The organism is Paenibacillus sp. RC67, assembly GCF_030020805.1.
Classification (GTDB): Bacteria; Bacillota; Bacilli; order Paenibacillales; family NBRC-103111; genus Paenibacillus_S.
Genome location: NZ_CP125098.1, coordinates 2,417,614 through 2,436,961 on the forward strand (window position 1 = coordinate 2,417,614; position 19,348 = coordinate 2,436,961).

The 19,348-nt window shown below is 47.1% G+C and carries 16 protein-coding genes and 1 pseudogene; 15 read left to right on the forward strand and 2 right to left on the reverse strand.

The window, feature by feature from the left end:
- Positions 1-17: 17 nt before the first annotated feature.
- From murA to QMA13_RS10905, 3 genes are all read left to right on the forward strand, one after another.
- Positions 18-1,313: a UDP-N-acetylglucosamine 1-carboxyvinyltransferase gene (gene murA, locus QMA13_RS10895; protein ID WP_282941391.1), complete on the forward strand. Its 1,296-nt coding sequence runs from the start codon at positions 18-20 to the stop codon at positions 1,311-1,313.
- A 37-nt stretch (positions 1,314-1,350) separates the two neighbouring features.
- On the forward strand, positions 1,351-2,169 hold the full coding sequence (locus QMA13_RS10900) for an inositol monophosphatase family protein (protein WP_282941392.1): 819 nt from the start codon (positions 1,351-1,353) through the stop codon (positions 2,167-2,169).
- A gap of 110 nt (positions 2,170-2,279) precedes the next feature.
- Positions 2,280-2,846, forward strand: coding sequence for a hypothetical protein (locus QMA13_RS10905; protein ID WP_282941393.1), 567 nt, complete (start codon positions 2,280-2,282; stop codon positions 2,844-2,846).
- A gap of 85 nt (positions 2,847-2,931) precedes the next feature.
- Here the strand turns inward: QMA13_RS10905 and QMA13_RS10910 are convergent, their stop codons facing one another.
- Positions 2,932-3,798: a helix-turn-helix transcriptional regulator gene (locus tag QMA13_RS10910; RefSeq protein ID WP_282941394.1), complete on the reverse strand. Its 867-nt coding sequence runs from the start codon at positions 3,796-3,798 to the stop codon at positions 2,932-2,934.
- A gap of 153 nt (positions 3,799-3,951) precedes the next feature.
- On the opposite strand from QMA13_RS10910, the gene QMA13_RS10915 reads away from it, so the two are divergent.
- From QMA13_RS10915 to QMA13_RS10955, 9 genes are all read left to right on the forward strand, one after another.
- Positions 3,952-5,340, forward strand: a complete 1,389-nt coding sequence (locus tag QMA13_RS10915) for a sulfatase family protein (RefSeq protein ID WP_282941395.1) — start codon at positions 3,952-3,954, stop codon at positions 5,338-5,340.
- A 66-nt stretch (positions 5,341-5,406) separates the two neighbouring features.
- Positions 5,407-6,927: a sulfatase family protein gene (locus QMA13_RS10920; RefSeq protein ID WP_282941396.1), complete on the forward strand. Its 1,521-nt coding sequence runs from the start codon at positions 5,407-5,409 to the stop codon at positions 6,925-6,927.
- Between the two features lie 153 nt (positions 6,928-7,080).
- The gene (locus QMA13_RS10925) at positions 7,081-8,733 is read left to right on the forward strand and encodes a DUF4091 domain-containing protein (RefSeq protein ID WP_282941397.1); all 1,653 of its coding nucleotides are present in this window, start codon (positions 7,081-7,083) and stop codon (positions 8,731-8,733) included.
- A gap of 33 nt (positions 8,734-8,766) precedes the next feature.
- A complete protein-coding gene (locus tag QMA13_RS10930) occupies positions 8,767-10,146 on the forward strand; it encodes a sulfatase family protein (RefSeq protein ID WP_282941398.1) in 1,380 nt (459 codons plus the stop codon).
- Positions 10,147-10,254: 108 nt separating this feature from the next.
- Entirely contained in the window at positions 10,255-11,559 is a 1,305-nt protein-coding gene (locus QMA13_RS10935; RefSeq protein WP_282941399.1) for an ABC transporter substrate-binding protein, read from the forward strand.
- 204 nt (positions 11,560-11,763) lie between these two features.
- Entirely contained in the window at positions 11,764-12,006 is a 243-nt protein-coding gene (yidD, locus tag QMA13_RS10940; RefSeq protein WP_282941400.1) for a membrane protein insertion efficiency factor YidD, read from the forward strand.
- 168 nt (positions 12,007-12,174) lie between these two features.
- Positions 12,175-12,318, forward strand: coding sequence for a hypothetical protein (locus QMA13_RS10945; RefSeq protein ID WP_282941401.1), 144 nt, complete (start codon positions 12,175-12,177; stop codon positions 12,316-12,318).
- A 107-nt stretch (positions 12,319-12,425) separates the two neighbouring features.
- The gene (gene metG, locus QMA13_RS10950; RefSeq protein WP_282941402.1) at positions 12,426-14,432 is read left to right on the forward strand and encodes a methionine--tRNA ligase; all 2,007 of its coding nucleotides are present in this window, start codon (positions 12,426-12,428) and stop codon (positions 14,430-14,432) included.
- A gap of 67 nt (positions 14,433-14,499) precedes the next feature.
- Positions 14,500-15,573: a Gfo/Idh/MocA family protein gene (locus QMA13_RS10955; RefSeq protein ID WP_282941403.1), complete on the forward strand. Its 1,074-nt coding sequence runs from the start codon at positions 14,500-14,502 to the stop codon at positions 15,571-15,573.
- A gap of 220 nt (positions 15,574-15,793) precedes the next feature.
- Here the strand turns inward: QMA13_RS10955 and QMA13_RS10960 are convergent, their stop codons facing one another.
- Positions 15,794-16,387: a PDDEXK family nuclease gene (locus QMA13_RS10960; protein WP_282941404.1), complete on the reverse strand. Its 594-nt coding sequence runs from the start codon at positions 16,385-16,387 to the stop codon at positions 15,794-15,796.
- A gap of 293 nt (positions 16,388-16,680) precedes the next feature.
- On the opposite strand from QMA13_RS10960, the gene QMA13_RS10965 reads away from it, so the two are divergent.
- The 3 genes and pseudogenes from QMA13_RS10965 to QMA13_RS10975 all read left to right on the forward strand — a co-directional run bounded on the left by QMA13_RS10965 (position 16,681) and on the right by QMA13_RS10975 (position 19,292).
- Positions 16,681-17,637, forward strand: coding sequence for a metal ABC transporter substrate-binding protein (locus QMA13_RS10965; RefSeq protein ID WP_282941405.1), 957 nt, complete (start codon positions 16,681-16,683; stop codon positions 17,635-17,637).
- 134 nt (positions 17,638-17,771) lie between these two features.
- A pseudogene (locus QMA13_RS10970) lies at positions 17,772-18,449 on the forward strand (metal ABC transporter ATP-binding protein); the annotation flags it as partial.
- A gap of 39 nt (positions 18,450-18,488) precedes the next feature.
- The gene (locus tag QMA13_RS10975; protein ID WP_282941406.1) at positions 18,489-19,292 is read left to right on the forward strand and encodes a metal ABC transporter permease; all 804 of its coding nucleotides are present in this window, start codon (positions 18,489-18,491) and stop codon (positions 19,290-19,292) included.
- Positions 19,293-19,348 lie beyond the last annotated feature (56 nt).

The following is a 19,348-nucleotide window of genomic DNA, read 5'->3' on the forward strand; positions in this document are numbered from 1 at the left end:
GGAAAGAAGGAACGACTGTGAGATATATTCAAGTACAAACGTCCGGGCCGCTTCATGGATCGGTAACGATTCAAGGCTCCAAGAACAGCTCTCAAGCGCTGCTCGCCGCAACCTGTCTGGCGGATGCCGCAGTCGTACTCGAGGGGATACCCAATAACAACGATTTTAAAACGATCCGTCAAATCGGCAAAGATATCGGACTTAAAATAGAACGTCAAGCTTCAGGGGACATGCATATCGATCCTCGTTATATCCACAGTGCTTCCATTGATCCAGGCAAGTCCTCCGCCTATCGGGCTTCGTATTACTTTGTTGGTGCGCTTCTGGCTAAATTCGGCAAAGTGACTGTCGGTTTTCCAGGTGGAGATAACTTTGTATCTCGTCCGATAGACCAGCATCTCAAGGGCTTAAGGGCGTTAGGCGCTCAAATAACGAATTATAACGATTACTACGTTGTTGAAGCCAAAGAGCTGAAGGGTGCCGATATTTACTTCGATATGATCACGTCCGGTGCTACCATCAACTGCATGCTGGCAGCCGTTCGGGCTAAGGGGCGCACACGGTTGTTCAATGCGGCTTTGGACCCGGAAGTAGTGGATACCGCCAATTTCCTGAATCAGCTTGGAGCTAAAATTGTCGGTGCCGGAACCGAGCAAATTCGCATCGAAGGCGTACCCTATCTTAGCGGTGGGAAGTATTCTGTCATTCCAGACCGTTTGATTGCGGGATCATTTTTAATGGCAGCAGGAATGCAAGGAGGAAGCGTTACTGTAAACAATGTCATCCCGGAGCATATGGGATCTTGTATATCAAAGCTGAAGGAAATTGGTTTGGAGCTTGAAATCGGGGATCAGAGCGTAACGGCGCATTCTTATGGACGGCTGCGCGCCACTCGTGTGAGAACCGGTATGTATCCGGCTTTTGCTACCGATCTTCAGCAGCCATTGACCGCTCTCCTTACGCAGGCACAAGGAAAAAGCATTGTGACGGAGAAAATTTTTACCCAAAGATTCAACCACATTATGCAGCTGAAGAGAATGGGTGCCGATGTGTCGATTCGCAAGGAAAGCGCCTATATCAAGGGCGGAGTTCCGTTGAAGGGCGACTGGGTGCATGCGACGGATGTTCGTGCGGGTACCTGCCTCATTTTGGCCGGACTTGTGGCTGAAGGCAGCACGAAGATTACCGGTATCGAGCATATTGAACGGGGCTATGAAGACGCCATTGGACTATTTAGCTCCTTAGGCGCACGGATTTCACTAGAAGAGCTATCGGATCATACAGAATCCCCATTGGAATGGGGACGAATCTAGACAGTAATCACGATATATTCGGGGGAGGATGTTGCGGATGGACCCTATACTAACGCTTGCTGAGGAGATTGCGGTACAGGCAGCAAAAGCGGCGGGAGCTGTGGCCAGAAATTTGTTTCAACAAGGCTTCAAGGTCGAAGAGAAGGATGAGAGCGGAGATTTGCTGACGGAAGCGGATTTGTTGGCCGAGCAAATCATTATACATAGCATTCGAACAATATTCCCTGATCATCAAATTCGTAGCGAAGAGTCAGGCCTGTCCGGAAACGAAGGGGATTGGCTGTGGATGGTAGATCCGCTGGACGGAACGAATAACTTTGCCATCGGTCTTCCTTTGTTCGGTGTATCCATTACATTGGTTTATCAGAATCAACCTGTTTTGGGTGTTATTTATGATACGATGCAGGACAAGGTTTATGTTGCAAAACATGAATTAGGAGCTGCTTGCAATGAAGAGGAGCTTCGAATGCCGTGGAAACCGGAGTCGAAACGTTTGACAGTCGGCTGGATTCAGGGCCATGCAGTGCAGCAGGATGCACATGCTCTTCGTTTGAGAAAGCATATTGAAGCCAACACGAAGCGGATGCTGCGGCTCTGGGCTCCAACCCTTCAGTGGGTAATGCTTGCACGTGGTCAAATCGACGGAATCGTTCTTTACAATTCAGAAGGTGACGATCTATATTCCGGTCTCCTGCTAGTACGGGAAGCCGGAGGGCTAATAATGGACTTTGAGGGCCGTCCTTTCGAAGGTATGAATGCAGAGCCTTACATTATCGCCTGTCCTCCGGAACGAAAACAAGCTATGCTGCGGTTGGTGCAGGAAGGTATGCTTTCAGCAGCAGGCAGCTTTAATTAATTCATAAAACGTTTTTTTACGCTTGTCTTCATAATTATGTCATATTTGATCGTTACAATGTCCCTGTCACCTGGATATATCCAAATTCATCAGGCGGAGGGAATAATCATATGTTTATGAAAAAAATAGCTGCCATCAGTATAGCCGGAAGCCTTCTTTTAAGCTGTGGCATTGCCAGCGCGGCAGAAGCGACAGAGACTCAAGCTGCGAAATCTAGCTCGAACAGTGCCCAGAAGGGAACTCATGTTAAGACAAAGCTTACAGCAGAAGAGCGCAAGCAAAAGGTGCAGGAAGCAGCAAGAAAGCTTGGCATCAATCCAGAAGGCAAGACGGATAAAGAGCTGCAGGAGCTTGTGAAACAGAAGGTAGCTGAGTCTGCGAAACAGAAGCAAGAGGAGAAGCTGAAAAAGCTTCAGGAAGAGGCGGTTAAGCAAGGAATCGAGCCGGGACAACAATCGGCGAAGGAGCTGTCAGCTACAATCCACGAGAAGCAAAAGCAACTTAGAGAGCAGAAACAGCAAGCGCTACTCCAAAAGCTGAAGGATGAAGCGGTCAAGCTTGGCATTGATCCTGCCAATAAAACTACGAAAGAGCTTGGGCAAGCAATCAAAGCTAAGCACAAGGAGCTTGCAGCTCAAAAGCACAGCAGCAAAAAAAAGAAAGCGTCTGAACAATAATCGGAGGCTGATCATATAAAGAGAAACGGCAGTGCCCAACATGGCGCAGCCGTTTTTTTGTGTTGTTTGTAAAGGTTATGGACCTTTATCGATTGGCATTTTGTACAGGGATGCGAAAATGGCTTGGAGGAGAACCAAAGTACAAGCTGAACGAACGAGAGAATGAGGCCGCATCCGAATATTGCAGCGTGAAGGCAATTTCCGCAACGGTGAACGACGTTTCTTTTAGCAGCTGCATCGCTTTATTCATACGGAGCTTTATTAAATATTTAATAGGCGTCAGTCCCAAATGCTCAGTAAACACTTTGGAGAAATAGGACCGATGAATGCCGACATGTTCAGCGATATGATGAACGTCAATGGGTTCGCAATAATGAGTGTTCATGTAATCAAGACTCTTTTGAATCCATTCCTTCTGGCTATCTCTTTGCGGTTCTATGGTCGTATCTGTTTGCCGTTGCATAAGGTCGAATAATTGATACAGCAGACTAAGGAACATCAATCGGGTTCGACCCGGATGAAGCGTCCCCACCGACCAGAAATGTTGCAGTGTTAATTCAACCTCCGTAGAAACCACCCCTCTTACATAGGGCTTGCTAGGTAATATACCCACTAAGGAAAGCAATGTTGGAGCCTGTGCTCCGTGAATGCCGATCCAAGTCATTTCCAGAACAACATCCAGATCGGCCGGTCGGTATTTGTAGGAAAGGTCGGGAAACAAGCAAAACATATCCCCTTTGTTCAACATAACGGTGGTGTCCTCATATTGAAAACGTACCGTTCCTGACCTGACAAAATGCATGCTGTAATGCCCAATGGCGCGCGGTCCTGCGTTGTAGTTCGGCTTGGCTTTATTGCGTCCAGATCGAACGAGCCATAGTCCTAAAGATTTATCTATCTCGTCTGGAGTAAAGTACATCGTGTCCGCATATTCCTGAGCGAATTCCTGCACGTGTATCCCTTCTTTTATCGTTTCTTTTTAGTATAATCGCAACCTAACAAAATGCAAAGTCCATCGGACATAATGCAATTGTACGTCGTACGGGATGACGTTATATTGGTGCTAGGACTGAAACCATTACAAACTTGAGAGGACTTTCTGCCAATGACTCGCACAAATGTATTATTCATTCTTTCAGATGACCAAGGAGCCTGGGCCATGGGGTGTGCAGGGAATAAGGAGATCCGCACGCCTAATTTGGATCGGCTCGCTGCTACGGGCATCCGCTTCGATAATTTTTTCTGTACATCGCCAGTTTGCTCACCGGCAAGGGCGACCTTGTTAACGGGACGCATACCGTCGCAGCACGGAGTACACGACTGGATTAAAGAAGGCAGTATGGGCGAGAGAGCACTGGCCTACCTAGAAGGCCAGACGGCCTACACGAATATACTAGCTGCTGAAGGCTACTATTGCGGAATAAGCGGCAAATGGCACCTCGGTGATAGCATAACGCCGCAGCACGGATTTTCTCATTGGTTTGTGCATCAATCCGGAGGGAGCCCTTATTACGATGCGCCCATGATTAGAGACGGCAAACCCGGCAAGGAGCCCGGCTATGTAACAGATGTTATTACAGAGGATGCCTTGCAATTTTTGGATAGACAGGCTGGAGAGCAGCCGTTTTACTTAAGCGTTCATTATACGGCGCCGCATAGTCCGTGGATCAATAATCATCCGGAGGAAATCGTCGCGCTTTATGATGATTGCAAGTTTGAATCATGTCCTCAAGAACCCGAACATCCGTGGACAATACCTGACGCGCCGTGGGGCAGCGATTGGCAAGCTAATTTGAAAGGCTACTTTGCTGCGGTCACAGCGATGGATATCCAGATTGGACGATTACTCGACAAGCTGGAGGAAAAGGGATTGAGGGAAAACACGTTAGTCGTATTCATGGGGGATAATGGTTTCAACTGCGGGCATCACGGCTTTTGGGGCAAAGGAAACGGGACATTCCCACAAAATATGTACGATACTTCAGTGAAGGTCCCGGCTATATTCAGCCAACCGGGAACGGTTCCCGAAGGGAGGGTCTGCTCCTCCTTACTGAGCGGGTATGACTTCATGCCAACCTTATTGGATTATCTTGGGGTGGGCAATTCAGCCGAGGCTTCCGATAATATCAAATTGCCTGGACGTAGCTTTGCTCCATTGCTTATGGGTAAGCCGACGGAGGAACGCGAGCATATATTCGTGTTCGACGAATACGGGCCTGTTCGTATGATCCGAAGCCGCGATTGGAAGTACATTCATCGCTATCCTTATGGACCTCACGAGTTATATGACTTAATCAATGATCCTGACGAGCGCGATAATCTGATGCTTGCCGGTGAGGATCACGAATATGCCGTTCAATTGAAAGCCGAGCTTGATGAATGGTTCGTGCGTTATGTGAACCCTAAACTGGATGGCGTTCGTGAACCGGTCAGTGGGGGAGGTCAGTTAACACTGGCGGGGACCTTAGGTAAAGGTAAGAAGGCGTTCTCATAGAGCTAATAGTTTGCAATGTAGGAATGGCAACACACAATTAGACAACGAGCAAATGGAGGCAGCGGCATGAAGCGTAATAAACCGAACATCCTTTTAATTACGAGCGATCAGCAGCACTGGAATACGATAGGCGCCTTCAACGAGGAGCTTCTGACTCCGAATTTAGACCGGCTCGTTCATGAGGGGACAACATTTGACAGAGCTTACTGCCCTAATCCTACATGCACACCGACAAGGGCATCGATTGTCACTGGCATGTATCCGAGTCAGCACGGTGCATGGACTTTGGGCACTAAGTTGTTGGAAGACAGGGAAACCGTAGGCGAAATGCTTAGCAGCAGCGCCAACTACAGAACGGCCTTGATTGGAAAAGCGCATTTCCATCCCATTGGCTCTACTGAGCAGTACTCCTCTCTGGAAGGTAGAGAGAAGCTGCATGATTTTGATTTTTGGAAATCATTCACTGGCCCCTACTACGGCTTTGAACGGGCGGAAATGCTGCGTAATCATACAAATGAATGGCTGGTGGGACAGCATTACGCTTTATGGATGGAAGAGAAGGGCTGCACGAACTGGCGTGATTATTTCACACCGCCGATAGGAACTATGGATGCTAAGGAACAGTTTCATTGGCCCATTCCCGAGCAATATCATTATAATACTTGGATTGCAGAGAGAACGAACGATCTTCTGGAGCAATATCAGCAAGCAGACGATGCTTTCTTCTTGTGGGCCAGCTTTCCGGACCCGCATCCTCCTTATTTGGTTCCTGAACCATGGGCGAGCATGTATGACCCGGAGAAGCTTACGATACCTGGATTGACGCCAGGAGAGCACGATAGCAATCCGCCTCATTTCGGCATGACGCAAGAGCTCGAGCCTGACTTCTCTGATTATAAGGAAACGGGCTTCGGCATTCATGGCTATCATTCACATGTCAAAATGACGGAAGCAGAACATAAGAAAGCGGTAGCGGTTTATTACGGAATGATCAGCTTCATGGATAAATATATTGGTTCCATTTTGGATAAATTGGATGCACTCGGGCTGAAGGAAGACACGATTGTCATTTTCACGACCGATCACGGTCATTTCTTCGGCCATCACGGGCTGCAAGCCAAAGGGGGCTTCCACTACGAGGATCTGATCAAGGTTCCGTTCATCGTCAGGTATCCAGGTGAGGTGCCTGCAGGCAAGGTATCCGATTCGATGCAATCCTTAGTGGATCTGGCTCCGACGTTCCTTTCTTATGCAGGAGTGCCCGTTCCCCCAACTATGACGGGAGTGAACCAGCTCCATGTATGGAAAGATCCGCAAACTAAAGCAAGAGATCATGTGATCTGCGAATTTCATCACGAGCCGAATACCATTCATCAGAAAACCTACGTCAATTCAAGATATAAAATCACGGTGTACTATAACCAGACCTACGGTGAACTATTTGATCTGGAAGAGGACCCAGGCGAAGTCAGAAATCTGTGGCATGATGAGAAATATAAGGAGCTAAAGCTGAAGCTCTTAATGAAATATATATGGGCGGAGCTGGGCAAAGAACCGATGCCTATGCCGAGAGTTTCCCACGCGTAGAAGGCTTCTGGGGCCTTTGTGCAAATTTGGCATATGCCGTAAAAAATGACTTATATACAAGTGGAATTCAATTTTATTAATCTGGCAGTGAGCCGACCAGACATGTAATGATAGAAGGTCGGCGCTCACCGGGTACTATGGGAGGTAAGTCAATTGACAATCTTATTGAAAACCCAAGTGTTAAGTTCGCTATCCAAGGTGTTCGCAGATGAAGCCTTATCGGAACCATTACTGAAAAAAGCAAGCGCATTCAAAAACGAGACATACTCTTTTCAAGTGGCCATTCAATCTCCAATGCTCATCAAATCCGTTCAAGTAAAAGTACGAGGCGAGCTCGAAGAAATGACAATGGCAAGAACGGTCGGTCTTGTGCCCTCAGAGCTTCCATGGATGCATGATGCCGATCTGCACGTTCTGCGCACTACGCCTGGACTTTACCCAGACCCGCTGTACTCGGTGGATGATCAGGAAGGGCTGACTCTGTTTCCTGAGCAATGGCGATCTGTTTGGATCACGGTTTCATTAGACGGAACGGTGAAGCCAGGAGTTTACGAAATTGAAGTTGGCTTCGAAAATGCACAGGGCGAGGAGTTGGGCTCACAGAAGCTGGAGCTTGAGGTCATTGATGCTGATTTACCGGAACAAAAGCTCATCCATACTGAATGGTTCCATGTGGACTGTCTAGCTGTTCATTATGGGGTGGAAGTGTTCTCTGAACGCCATTGGGAGCTGATCGATAAGTATATCCATACAGCGGTTCAGCACGGCATCAATATGATTCTGACTCCAATTTTCACTCCGCCTCTGGATACGGCTATCGGTGCAGAGAGACCTACGGTCCAACTCGTTGATGTGAAGAAGTCGGGAGACACGTACGAGTTTGCTTTTGACAAGCTGAAACGTTGGGTTGACCTTTGTACCGAGCGGGGAATACGTTTCTTCGAGTTCTCTCACTTATTCACCCAATGGGGAGCAAAGCATGCCCCAAAAATCGTCGCAGTGGAAAATGGGGAGCACAAAAAGATTTTCGGTTGGGAGACCGACGCCAACAGCGATGAATATCGCAGTTTCCTGACGCAGTTTTTGCAAGAACTGGTTGCCTTCATCCAAGCGAATGGATTAGAAGAAAGAAGCTATTTCCATAATTCCGATGAGCCAAGAATGGAAGACATGGAGCAGTACAAACGTATCAGCGATTTTACGAAAAAGCACTTGGGCGATTACCCGATCATCGATGCGCTCTCGGATTATGCCTTTTATGAAAAGGGCGTAGTGGAGAGGCCGATACCTGCGAACAATCACATCGAGCCGTTCATTGAGAACGGGGTTAAGCCATTATGGACCTATTATTGCGTCTCGCAAAGAAAGCTCGTTTCCAATCGTTTTTTCAATATGCCGTCAGCTAGAAACCGGATTATCGGTATGCAGCTGTATAAATTTGAGGCGGAGGGCTTCTTGCACTGGGGTTACAACTTCTGGTTCTCTCAGTACTCCAAGAAACCTATCAACCCGTTCCTAAACACGGACGCTAATCATTCGTTCCCATCTGGCGATGCTTTTCTTGTGTATCCAGGTCCGGAGGGTCCAATTGAATCGATTCGTATGGAGGTCTTTTATGAGGCGCTGCAGGATTTGCGTGCACTTCAGCTGCTGGAAACCTTCATTGGAAAGGAACAAGTCGTCGCTCTGCTGGAAGAGGGCTTGGAGCAGCCTTTGACGTTCAGCGAGTACCCTCGGTCCATGGAATGGCTGTTGGCCAAAAGAGAACAAGTCAATCGCAGCATTCAGCAGTATATAACGAATTAAGTACAATCATGAAAGCCGCTGGGAGAAGATGAGATGAGTCATAAAAAACCAAACCTGCTGTTTATTTTCCCAGATCAATGGCGAAGACAGGCCGTAGGTTACCGTAAGGAAGACGAAGTGATCACGCCGCATATCGATCGTTTTGCCCAGGAGAGTCTGGTTATGAATAATGCGATCAGCTGCTTTCCGCTGTGCTCTCCTAACCGCTCGGTTATGCTGACAGGAAGGTACCCGCTATCGACGGGGGTTACGACGAATTGCAAGCTGGGTCTTCCCGTGAAAATGAACGACGATGAGTTAACGATAGGAAATGTTTTGAAGAGGGAAGGATACCAGACGGGCTACATCGGAAAATGGCATCTTGATTTGCCGGAGCAGTCCACAGTGGAGGAACCGGTGTCGGGCGCTAGGCATTGGGATGCCTACATACCGTCAGGACCAAGAAGATTCGGATTTGATTTCTGGTATTCGTATAACGCCTATGATCAGCACCTAAGCCCGCATTATTGGCAGGATACGCCGCAAATGATCGAGCCTAACGAATGGTCAACCAAGCATGAGACGGACGTTGCGATCGATTTCATCCGCAATCGGAACCACGAGCAGCCATTTTGCTTATATGTATCCTGGAATCCGCCTCACCAGCCTTTTGAGCAGGTGCCGGAAACCTACAAGCAGATGTATGCCGATAAGCCTGTTACGTACCGTCCCAATGTCCAGGGAAAGGGGCTCGCTCAGGCAGAGCAGCATCTTCGTAACTATTACGCCGCAGTGACGGCTACGGATGATCAGTTCGCTCGCTTGCTTCAAGCGCTGGAGGATGAGGGGGTGTCCGACGATACAATCGTTGTGCTTACTTCGGATCATGGGGAGATGATGGGCTCCCACGGATGGCTGGAGCATAAAAACATTTGGTACGAAGAGTCCATCGGCGTTCCATGCTTCATACGCTATCCGGGTCATGTTAAGGCAGGCACCGAAGAATGCCTGTTCAACAGCTCCGACCTTGTGCCTACGCTGCTAGGCTTAATGGATATCACTGCCCCGGCACAGGTTCAAGGGAGCGACTATTCGTCCCTTCTTCGAGGAGAGGGAGGAGATCGTCCTTCATCCACCTTCATCTGCCATTATCCTGGAGCAATAGGAGAGCACGAGCAAGCGAGGGTGCAGGGCTTGGACATTAACGCATATGGCTGGCGTGGAGTTCGCACGAATCGATACACCTATGTGGCCAAACGTAATTTCGGTGAGAACACAGTCGTAAGGTTGTGCTATGACAACGAGAATGACCCGTATCAATTGAATCCTTTGAAGCTGGAGAGCACCCCATCAGAGGGACCGGCGTCTGCGCTTGAGCAGGAATTGAAAGTTTGGCTGGAACAGCTTCAAGATCCTTTTAGCCTAGAGCCTTAAAAAAATCAAGTTTGACTGCAAGCTTTGGATACTGCTGGAGGGCTAATTACCGTCCTTCAGCAAATCCTTCAGCTATATACAGTACATATAAATTAGGGGGACTACACAATGAAAAGAAAACGTTTTCAAAAATTAGGTACAGCTTCACTTGCGGCAGCTCTTTTGTCCACTGTTGTAACCGCTTGCAGCTCGGGGACTGATAGTGCAGCAACAGCGCCTAAAGAAGCTCCAGCGGTCAAAGACAGCAAAGAGCCTGTTGAGCTGGTCGTCTATAATGCATCCAACTCGACGGCTACGGCGGAAGCCTTTATGGACAGTGATATAGGAAAGGAAATTAAGGCCAAGTTTCCCCAGGTAACGATCAAGTTTATTGCTACGGGAAAAGGAACGACGCCTAACGAGCTTATCGTATCTGGACAAGCGGTGGATTTGGTTCTATGCTCGGTGTTTTCGTTTCCGTCTCTTGCAGACACCCAGCTATTGTTCGACATGAGCGAACTGATAAAGAAAAACCGTTACGATCTCAATCGTCTTGGTCCCAATACGGTTGAATTTCAGAAGCAGTTTGGTGGAGGGATCTATGGTTTCCCAGTGTCGAGCGCTCCGACGGCCCTATTTTACAATAAAGACATCTTTGACAAATTCGGTGTTCCGTATCCGAAGGATGGGATGACTTGGGATGAGACATATGAATTGGCCAAAAAAATGACACGTACGGATGCCGGCACGACTTACTACGGCTTTGCGACCCGATATCCTTTTATGTATAACACGAATCAGCTGTCACTTTCGTACTACAACCCGACAACGCAAAACGTTCAAGTCACAGATGACAAGTTCAAGCTGTTTATGGAGAATTTTACGCGTTTCAGTCAAATTCCTGGCAATGATAAGGTGAATACGGATATGTTCGGCAAAGAAAAGAACGTCGCTATGATGGCTTATCAGATTGGGAGATGGGATTTTGACAGCTGGGATATGGTCAGCCTGCCTACCTTTAAAGAAGCGCCGGGAATTGGACCGCAGGATTATGCAACGTATATGAATATTTCCAGTACAAGTAAAAATAAAGATTTGGCGTTTGAAATATTGACGGCACTGACGTCCGATGAGTACCAGATGAAAATATCTAAAGCCGGTACACTTCCTGTGGTTACGACTCCTGAGGTTATCAAGGCTTTCGGTCAATCTGCCGATGGATCTAATGGAAGAAACTTCAAAGGGAAAAATGTCGGTGCCTTCTTTGCAAAAGAAAGAGCAAAACCATCCTTCGTGACCAAATATGACGATATCGTCGCCAAACGAATGACTACAGCCTTCAATGCAATAGTAGCAGGCGAAAAAGATTCCATCAGCGCATTGCGCGAAGCCCAAGAGGGAGCAACGAAAGATATTGCCTCGGTGAAAAAGTAAAAGGAGTAAGGTACGGAACGAATTGGACCTTTGCGGGCGCGAGTGTTTTTGAGTAGAGGAAGCTTGCGCCTTTGCCTTAGATAATGACTTACCTTGACTCGCGGTTGCTGATCAGGCATGATACTGTTAAACGGCTTGTTGACGTCCCCATGACTTTAAAACCACAGGACGAGCAGAGGCTGCTGACAGTCAGGAGGCGCATCTATGAAAAAATTGCTGCAGGGCGGGGTCAAATTTTATCGAAAGTTTATTTCGCCGCTGAAGCCGCCGACATGCCGATTTTATCCTACTTGTTCCCAATACGCGCTGGATGCGCTGGAAATACACGGTCCTGCCAAAGGAACCTGGTTAGCCGTAAAAAGAATATGCAAGTGCCATCCGTTTCATCCAGGAGGGATCGATTACGTTCCTCCAGCGACGGAAAAGCAACGCAAAGAAAATAGATGAAGATCGGTGAACGGAAAGCTGAACACTTGATTGACCTATGAGGGTTCGGTTACTTGACATAGTTCGGCTTTATCGCTATATTTGCCTTAACCCTATATTTTGTATAGCCTATGAACGGATGAGTACTTTGCCGACGCCACACAGAGAGCCGGGTTTGCTGAGAGCCGGTTGACGGAAGCAGGGGAAGATGGTCCTGGAGGTAATGAAGGCGAGCTTGAAACAGCTAGAGCTGCTGTGATGCCGCAAGCCTTCGTCGTAATTCCGGCGTTAACGGAAAGTCGCATGAAGACTACTGAGCCTTGCTACTCGTAACCGATTAGCGGGGGAAGTTGGGTGGTACCGCGTGAGCACAAGCTCTCGTCCCAAGCTGGACAGGGCTTTTTTTGCATTTTTCTGAATTTTAAAAAGGAGTGATACCAATGGCAGATTCCAAAAAATCGTTTTACATTACGACCCCGATTTATTATCCGAGTGACAAGCTCCATATCGGGCATGCTTACACTACCGTTGCGGGAGATGCTATGTCGCGTTACAAACGACTTCGCGGCTATGATGTAATGTACCTTACCGGTACGGACGAGCACGGGCAAAAGATTGAGCGCAAAGCGCAGGAAAAAGGCGTTACTCCTCAACAATTTGTTGACGATATCGTCTCTGGAATTAAAGAGCTTTGGAGCAAGCTGGACATCTCTTATGATGACTTCATTCGTACGACAGAACCGCGGCATAAGCTATCTGTAGAGAAAATTTTTGCCCGTCTGATCGAGCAGGATGATATTTACTTGGGTACTTATGAAGGCTGGTACTGTACACCGTGCGAATCCTTCTTCCTGGAGAACAAGCTCGTTGACGGTAATTGTCCCGACTGCGGACGTCCAGTGGAATTGATTAAGGAAGAAAGCTATTTCTTCCGGATGAGCAAATATGCGGACCGCCTGCTGAAATATTACGAAGACAACCCTGAGTTTATTCAGCCGGAATCACGCAAAAATGAGATGATCAACAACTTTATTAAACCGGGTCTTGAAGATTTGGCCGTGTCGCGAACTACATTTGATTGGGGCGTAAAAGTACCTAACGATCCGAAGCACGTCATTTATGTATGGATTGATGCGTTGTCCAACTATATTACGGCGCTTGGATATGGCAGCGAGGACGAGAGCAAGTTCAAGAAATACTGGCCTGCTGACGTGCATTTGGTCGGCAAAGAAATCGTTCGATTCCATACCATCTACTGGCCTATTATGCTGATGGCGTTGGATTTACCGCTGCCTAAAAAAGTATTCGGCCACGGCTGGCTGTTGATGAAAGACGGTAAAATGTCCAAATCCAAGGGCAACGTAGTTGATCCTGTAACCTTGATCGACCGCTATGGCCTGGATGCGCTTCGCTACTATTTGCTTCGTGAAGTGCCATTTGGTTCTGACGGCACGTTTACTCCGGAGAGCTTCGTGGAAAGAATTAACTTCGATCTGGCGAACGATTTGGGGAACCTGCTGAGCCGTACTGTCGTTATGATTGACAAGTACTTCGGCGGAGCGGTACCTGAGTATATTAAGGACGCTACTGAATTCGATGGAGCACTGTTAGATACGATTCGCTCAACTGTTCGTAAAGTAGAAGAATCGATGGAAACCATGGAGTTTTCGGTTGCTCTTGGTGCGATCTGGCAAATGGTTAGTCGTACAAACAAATATATTGATGAGACTCAGCCATGGGCTCTTGTTAAAGATGAAAGCAAGCATTCGACGCTTGGCTCCGTGCTATATTGCTTGGCGGAATCGCTGCGCATAGCTTCGGTTATGCTGCAGCCGTTCTTGACCTTGACGCCGCGTAAAATGTGGCAGCAGCTTGGCATTCAGGAAGGTCCTCTAACTGCATGGGATACGATTCATCAGTTCGGAACTCTTCCAAGCGGTACACGCGTGGAGAAGGGTGAAGTGATGTTCCCTAGATTGGAAGTAGACAAAGAGGTCTCTTATATCGCTCAAGCTATGGGCGGTGGCGCTGAAGCAGCTCCGGCGGCAGTGAAGGCAGAAGCTAAAGGCGAAGGGAAAGCCAAGGCTTCCGCTGAAGAGAAGAAAGAAGCGGCGGAAGGCGTTCAAGAAATCTCCATCGATGATTTCTTCAAGGTAGAGCTTCGCGTTGCTGAAGTTATTGCGGCAGAGCCTGTAAAAGGAGCTGACAAGCTGCTGAAGCTGCAATTGGATCTTGGTACCGAGCAGCGTCAGGTCGTATCGGGAATCGCTAAATTTTATACGCCTGAGCAAATGGTAGGACGTAAAGTCATCTGCGTAACGAACCTGAAACCGGTGAAATTACGCGGCGAATTGTCTCAAGGTATGATCCTTGCAGCATCTCATGGAGACCAATTAACTTTAGCTACAATTTCTGATGCACTTCCTAACGGATCTGTGGTAAAATGAGGATTGTTCACGTTAACATTTTTTTTGAAATGAATAATCATGACTCTTACCAGGAGGCCTAACCATTATGCAAACCAAAGACGGAATGAATTACGCGCCGCAAGGCAAACCGAATCCAGTTGTTGCTAAGGGAGAGTTCGCTTTTGCTGCAATCGCGTTGGATCACGGACATATTTATGGCATGTGCAATGGCTTGATCGAAGCAGGTGCTGATCTTGTTGCCGTGTATGATCCAGATCCTGCCAAAGTGGAAGCATTCGTCAAAAAATTTCCGCAAGCCAAAGCAGCTTCCTCTGAAGCTGAAATTTTGAACGATCCATCTATTAAGCTGATTGCCGGTGCAGCTGTACCATCTGAACGCTGCGCTCTGGGTCTTCGCGCAATGGATCACGGAAAAGACTACTTTACGGATAAAACTCCTTTCACCACCTTGGAGCAGGTAGAGCAAGCTAGAGCCAAAGCTAAGGAAACCGGCAAGAAGTATATGGTTTACTACAGCGAACGCTTGCATGTAGAGAGTGCTGTCTTTGCAGGTCAATTGATCGAGCAAGGCGCTATCGGCCGCGTAGTACAAGTTATCGGCTTTGGTCCACATCGCTTGAATGCGCCATCCAGACCGGAATGGTTCTTCCAGCATGAAAAATATGGCGGCATCCTGTGCGATATCGGCAGCCATCAAATCGAGCAGTTCCTGTATTTCACTGGTGCGAAGGATGCACAAGTGCTTCACAGTAAAATTGCCAACTACAACAACAAGGATTATCCGGAGCTTGAAGATTTCGGTGACGCTACATTGGTTGCTGATAACGGCGCGACCAACTACTTCCGTGTAGACTGGTTAACTCCGGAGGGCTTGGGTACTTGGGGCGACGGACGTATGACGATTCTCGGTACTGAAGGATATATTGAAATCCGTAAGTACATCGACATCGCACGCGATCCGCAAGGCGACCATCTATACCTGGTTAACAAAGAAGGCGAGAAGCACTATTCGCTGAAAGGCCAAGTAGGCTATCCATTCTTCGGCCAACTTATTCTCGACTGCATTAACCGTACGGAAAATGCAATGACACAGGAGCATGCTTTCAAGGCAGGCGAGCTGTGCATCAAAGCGCAGATGCAAGCTGTGCGTGTAGAGTAGTTCACGTTTGATGCCACGGGGCATCAAGTGAGGTAAAGCCTCCATCTTCCCGATTTTGGTCGGGGAGATGGAGGTTTTTTGTTGCGCCGTGTGCCGGCGGCGCGAGAAGGGAAGAGTTAGCGCTGTAAAACAGCGTTATAGCACTCCTCTGCACGTATACTCGATATAAATAGCGGATTATCGATAGTAGATCTGCCGCGATCTCAACGAGAACACCTACCTACATCTGAATAGAATCAATATGTACATCCTGGGCCAGCTTATAGCTTCTAACGCGTTCGATACCACGTCCGTCCGGCGAAATAAAGCTGTGATTAAGCCTTACAGCCATCCTTATAATCTCCTTTTCCTCAATGGTTAGCAGACCGGCTTTTTCTATTTTTCTAGTAACCCATATCCCCATGAATTGCTGAAGCAGCTGAGCGCACATTCTAGGGCGATCGTTCACATCGTCATAGGAGAACCTTAATACTTTCCAACCATCGATGATAAGATGATTTTGTCGAATCCATTGATCAGAAAATTGAGTCCTGCTCATCTTTTGATAATGGGGACCAAAACCATCGATCTCTATTGCGAGCCTTAGCGGCCCCCTTACATAAGCAAAGTCCAAAAAACGGACTCCGTCGCGGAAATCTTGGACCTCATACTCTGGATGAAGATTTTCAAAATCTCTGAAGGCAGGCCACCAGACATGCTCCATAAACATTCGTTCTGCATGTCCATGCCTTTCATTAAGTCTTCGCAATCGCTCTCCAGTACGCTTTTGTTCATGCCGCTTTATCATTTCTTGATAAGCACTATGAAAACTCATAAATGGTAACTCCTTTAAAAAAATAAGCCGCCTACGGCAAGCAATATGCTTGACCAATAAGCGGCGTGTGCTTCACAACCTTTGATTTTCAAAGGAATTGTATCCTGTTTTCGTTGGTATAGTCAATAGATATTCTTAAGTCTCGTAGGATAAGAATCTAGCTTTCTATTATATTACTGCATCCCGTTAATCGTAAATATTATTAACTGTTGACATGGGCAAAAGCCGGACGTATAATCGTATTCGTCTAATAAAAAAGTTTACGATTTACATTTCAGGAGGAGCGTTTTTACATGTCGTTGCGTAATAAAACCATCATCATTCCTATTTTGTTGGTATTGATAGTTTCTGTTGTTCTAACAGGCTGCGGCAAGTCGCAGGCAACGCTGATCAACGGCAAAGTGAATGTCGTAGCCAGCTTTTATCCATTATATGATTTTACGAAAAAAATAGGCGGGGATCATGTCAACGTAATTAACCTGGTACCAACTGGTGTAGAACCGCATGATTGGACGCCTAAAAGCCGGGATATGCAGAATTTGTCCAAGGCTCAAATGTTTGTGTACCTTGGAGCCGGTTTTGAGGGCTGGGTGAAAGATACACTCGACAGCTTGCCGAAGGATTCCAAGGTAGCTATCGTGGAGGGAAGCAAAGGCGTTCAGCTTCTGGCTTCTACCGGTGACGAGCATGAGCAGCAGGGCCAGAAAGACGATCATACGAATGAAGCTCACTATGATCCTCATGTGTGGTTGAGCCCGGTTAATGCCAAAATCATTGCCCAAAATATTAAGGACCAGCTTGTCAAAGTAGACCCTGCCAACCAAGCCGATTACGAAGCTAATTTTAAGCAGCTGGCGGCAAATTTGGATCAGCTAAATAACAAATACAAAGATGCGCTATCCAAAACGACGAAAAAAGAAATTGTTGTAACCCATCAGTCATTCGCTTATTTGGCAAAGGAGTACGGTTTGACGCAGAAGGCCATTATGGGCTTGTCTCCCGATGCGGAGCCGACCTCCAAGGATTTGAAAGAAATTAATGAATTTATTCGTTCCAACAATATTAAGTATATTTTCTTCGAGGAACTGGTCTCGGACCGTTTGGCCAAAACGTTAGCGAAAGACGCCAAAGTCGAGACGATGGTGCTGAATCCTTTAGAAGGATTGACGGATGCACAGCTGAAATCCGGAGCTGATTATATATCATTGATGGAAGCGAATTTGAATAATTTAATAAAAGCATTACAATAGAAGTAGGAACCTGCGAAAAAGGAGCTTGCAGCTATGAAGCCAGTAAATGCAGGATGTCATCGGAGCATCGTCTCGATTGATGACGTCTTTTTTTCTACGAAAATAAAAAAGTCATTGAAAATCTTAACTTTACCGTACTTGAGCGCGATTTTATCGGCTTGATCGGGTCCAACGGAGCAGGTAAAACAACGCTGCTTAAAATGATTGTCGGATTACTGAAGCCATCCCAAGGCGAGATCCGGTTGTTTGGGGAACCCATTTCAACTTTTCGCGACTGGGAACGAATAGGATATGTGCCGCAAAAGAATGCGTTCAATCCTTTGTTCCCTGCTACCGTACGTGAGGTAGTACTGTCTGGACTGTATGGTAAGAAAAAGATGTTTCGTCGCATGACCAAAGAGGATCTTCAAAAATGTGAGGACGCACTTTATGTCATGCGTATCGAGGATTTGGCCGACCGCCGTATCGGTCAGCTTTCTGGTGGTCAACAGCAGCGTGTGTTTTTGGCACGTGCACTTATTAACAACCCGGAGCTGCTCATCTTGGACGAGCCTACGGTAGGTATTGATGCTGAGACTCAAGCGGGCTTCTTCAGAATGATCCGTCATATGCATCAGCATCATCACATCACGTTTATTATGGTATCCCATGACATGGATATGGTACAATCGTATATTGGAAATGAGCCTATTCAAAAGAGCGGTTCGCTCTCGTTTTATGTTAAGCACACCCATGAGCCTGAAAACTGCCAGGAGACGAATTTGACTCATTCCATCCAGCAGCTGCGGGAACAAATTGAAGTCTTATCGTAAGAACGATAGGCAAGGAAGCTGAAGCTAGGAGAGAAACAGGTGGATATTTTTTCGGAATATTTTTTTCAACGCGCCTTGTTGGGGGGCTTGCTCATTGGGCTTGCAGCTCCTATGATGGGAGTATTTCTCGTGTTAAGAAGGCTCTCTATGATTGGAGATACCCTTGCGCACGTGTCGATCGCGGGGATCGCCCTCGGTTTTTTAATCAATGTGTACCCAATCGGAGTGGGGCTGCTATTTGCTGTGCTGGCTTCATTTGCGATTGAGAAGCTGCGCAAGGCTTACAAGACGTATGCCGAGCTCTCTATTGCAATAATTATGTCCGGCGGCGTCGCATTGGCTACCTTATTGTTTACATTGGGAAAAGGCTTCAATATCAATGTCATGAGCTATTTTTTCGGGAGTATCTATACCTTGGATTCCATCGATTTATGGGTTGTCCTAGGGGTAACGATCATCGTTGTTGGAGTTATATTGGTCAACTACAAAGAGCTATTCCTGATGTTTTTTGATGAAGATGCAGCAGGGGTTAGCGGTTTGCCGCTGCGCTTTTATAACATGATGATTACTATATTGACAGCTCTTGTTATTACAGTGGCTATTAAGATCGTTGGAGCGCTCTTGGTTTCATCGCTGTTGACTATACCGGTTGCATGCAGTCTTCTTATAGCCAAAAGCTTTCGGAATTCGTTGTTTTGGTCCGTTTTGTTCTCCGAAATTGCTGTAGTCGGCGGTTTGGTAGCTGCGGGAGTATGGGGAACGGCACCAGGCGCGACTATCGTGCTATGTCTCATCGCGCTGCTTATTATCAGCATGTTTATCAAACGTGGTTTTAGGTCGTGAGTCGTGTTTTCGAAGCCAGTTTTCTTAAGGAAACTCAGGGAAAACGTTTAGAAAGG

What these genes read in the sequence shown, in the direction of transcription:
- QMA13_RS10900 (WP_282941392.1), top strand. Translation starts at nt 1,351, where the DNA reads ATGGACCCTATACTAACGCTTGCTGAGGAGATTGCGGTACAGGCAGCA.
- yidD (WP_282941400.1), top strand. Translation starts at nt 11,764, where the DNA reads ATGAAAAAATTGCTGCAGGGCGGGGTCAAATTTTATCGAAAGTTTATT.
- QMA13_RS10965 (WP_282941405.1), top strand. Translation starts at nt 16,681, where the DNA reads ATGTCGTTGCGTAATAAAACCATCATCATTCCTATTTTGTTGGTATTG.
- QMA13_RS10905 (WP_282941393.1), top strand. Translation starts at nt 2,280, where the DNA reads ATGTTTATGAAAAAAATAGCTGCCATCAGTATAGCCGGAAGCCTTCTT.
- QMA13_RS10915 (WP_282941395.1), top strand. Translation starts at nt 3,952, where the DNA reads ATGACTCGCACAAATGTATTATTCATTCTTTCAGATGACCAAGGAGCC.
- QMA13_RS10930 (WP_282941398.1), top strand. Translation starts at nt 8,767, where the DNA reads ATGAGTCATAAAAAACCAAACCTGCTGTTTATTTTCCCAGATCAATGG.
- QMA13_RS10920 (WP_282941396.1), top strand. Translation starts at nt 5,407, where the DNA reads ATGAAGCGTAATAAACCGAACATCCTTTTAATTACGAGCGATCAGCAG.
- QMA13_RS10935 (WP_282941399.1), top strand. Translation starts at nt 10,255, where the DNA reads ATGAAAAGAAAACGTTTTCAAAAATTAGGTACAGCTTCACTTGCGGCA.
- QMA13_RS10955 (WP_282941403.1), top strand. Translation starts at nt 14,500, where the DNA reads ATGCAAACCAAAGACGGAATGAATTACGCGCCGCAAGGCAAACCGAAT.
- QMA13_RS10960 (WP_282941404.1), bottom strand. Translation starts at nt 16,387, where the DNA reads ATGAGTTTTCATAGTGCTTATCAAGAAATGATAAAGCGGCATGAACAA.
- metG (WP_282941402.1), top strand. Translation starts at nt 12,426, where the DNA reads ATGGCAGATTCCAAAAAATCGTTTTACATTACGACCCCGATTTATTAT.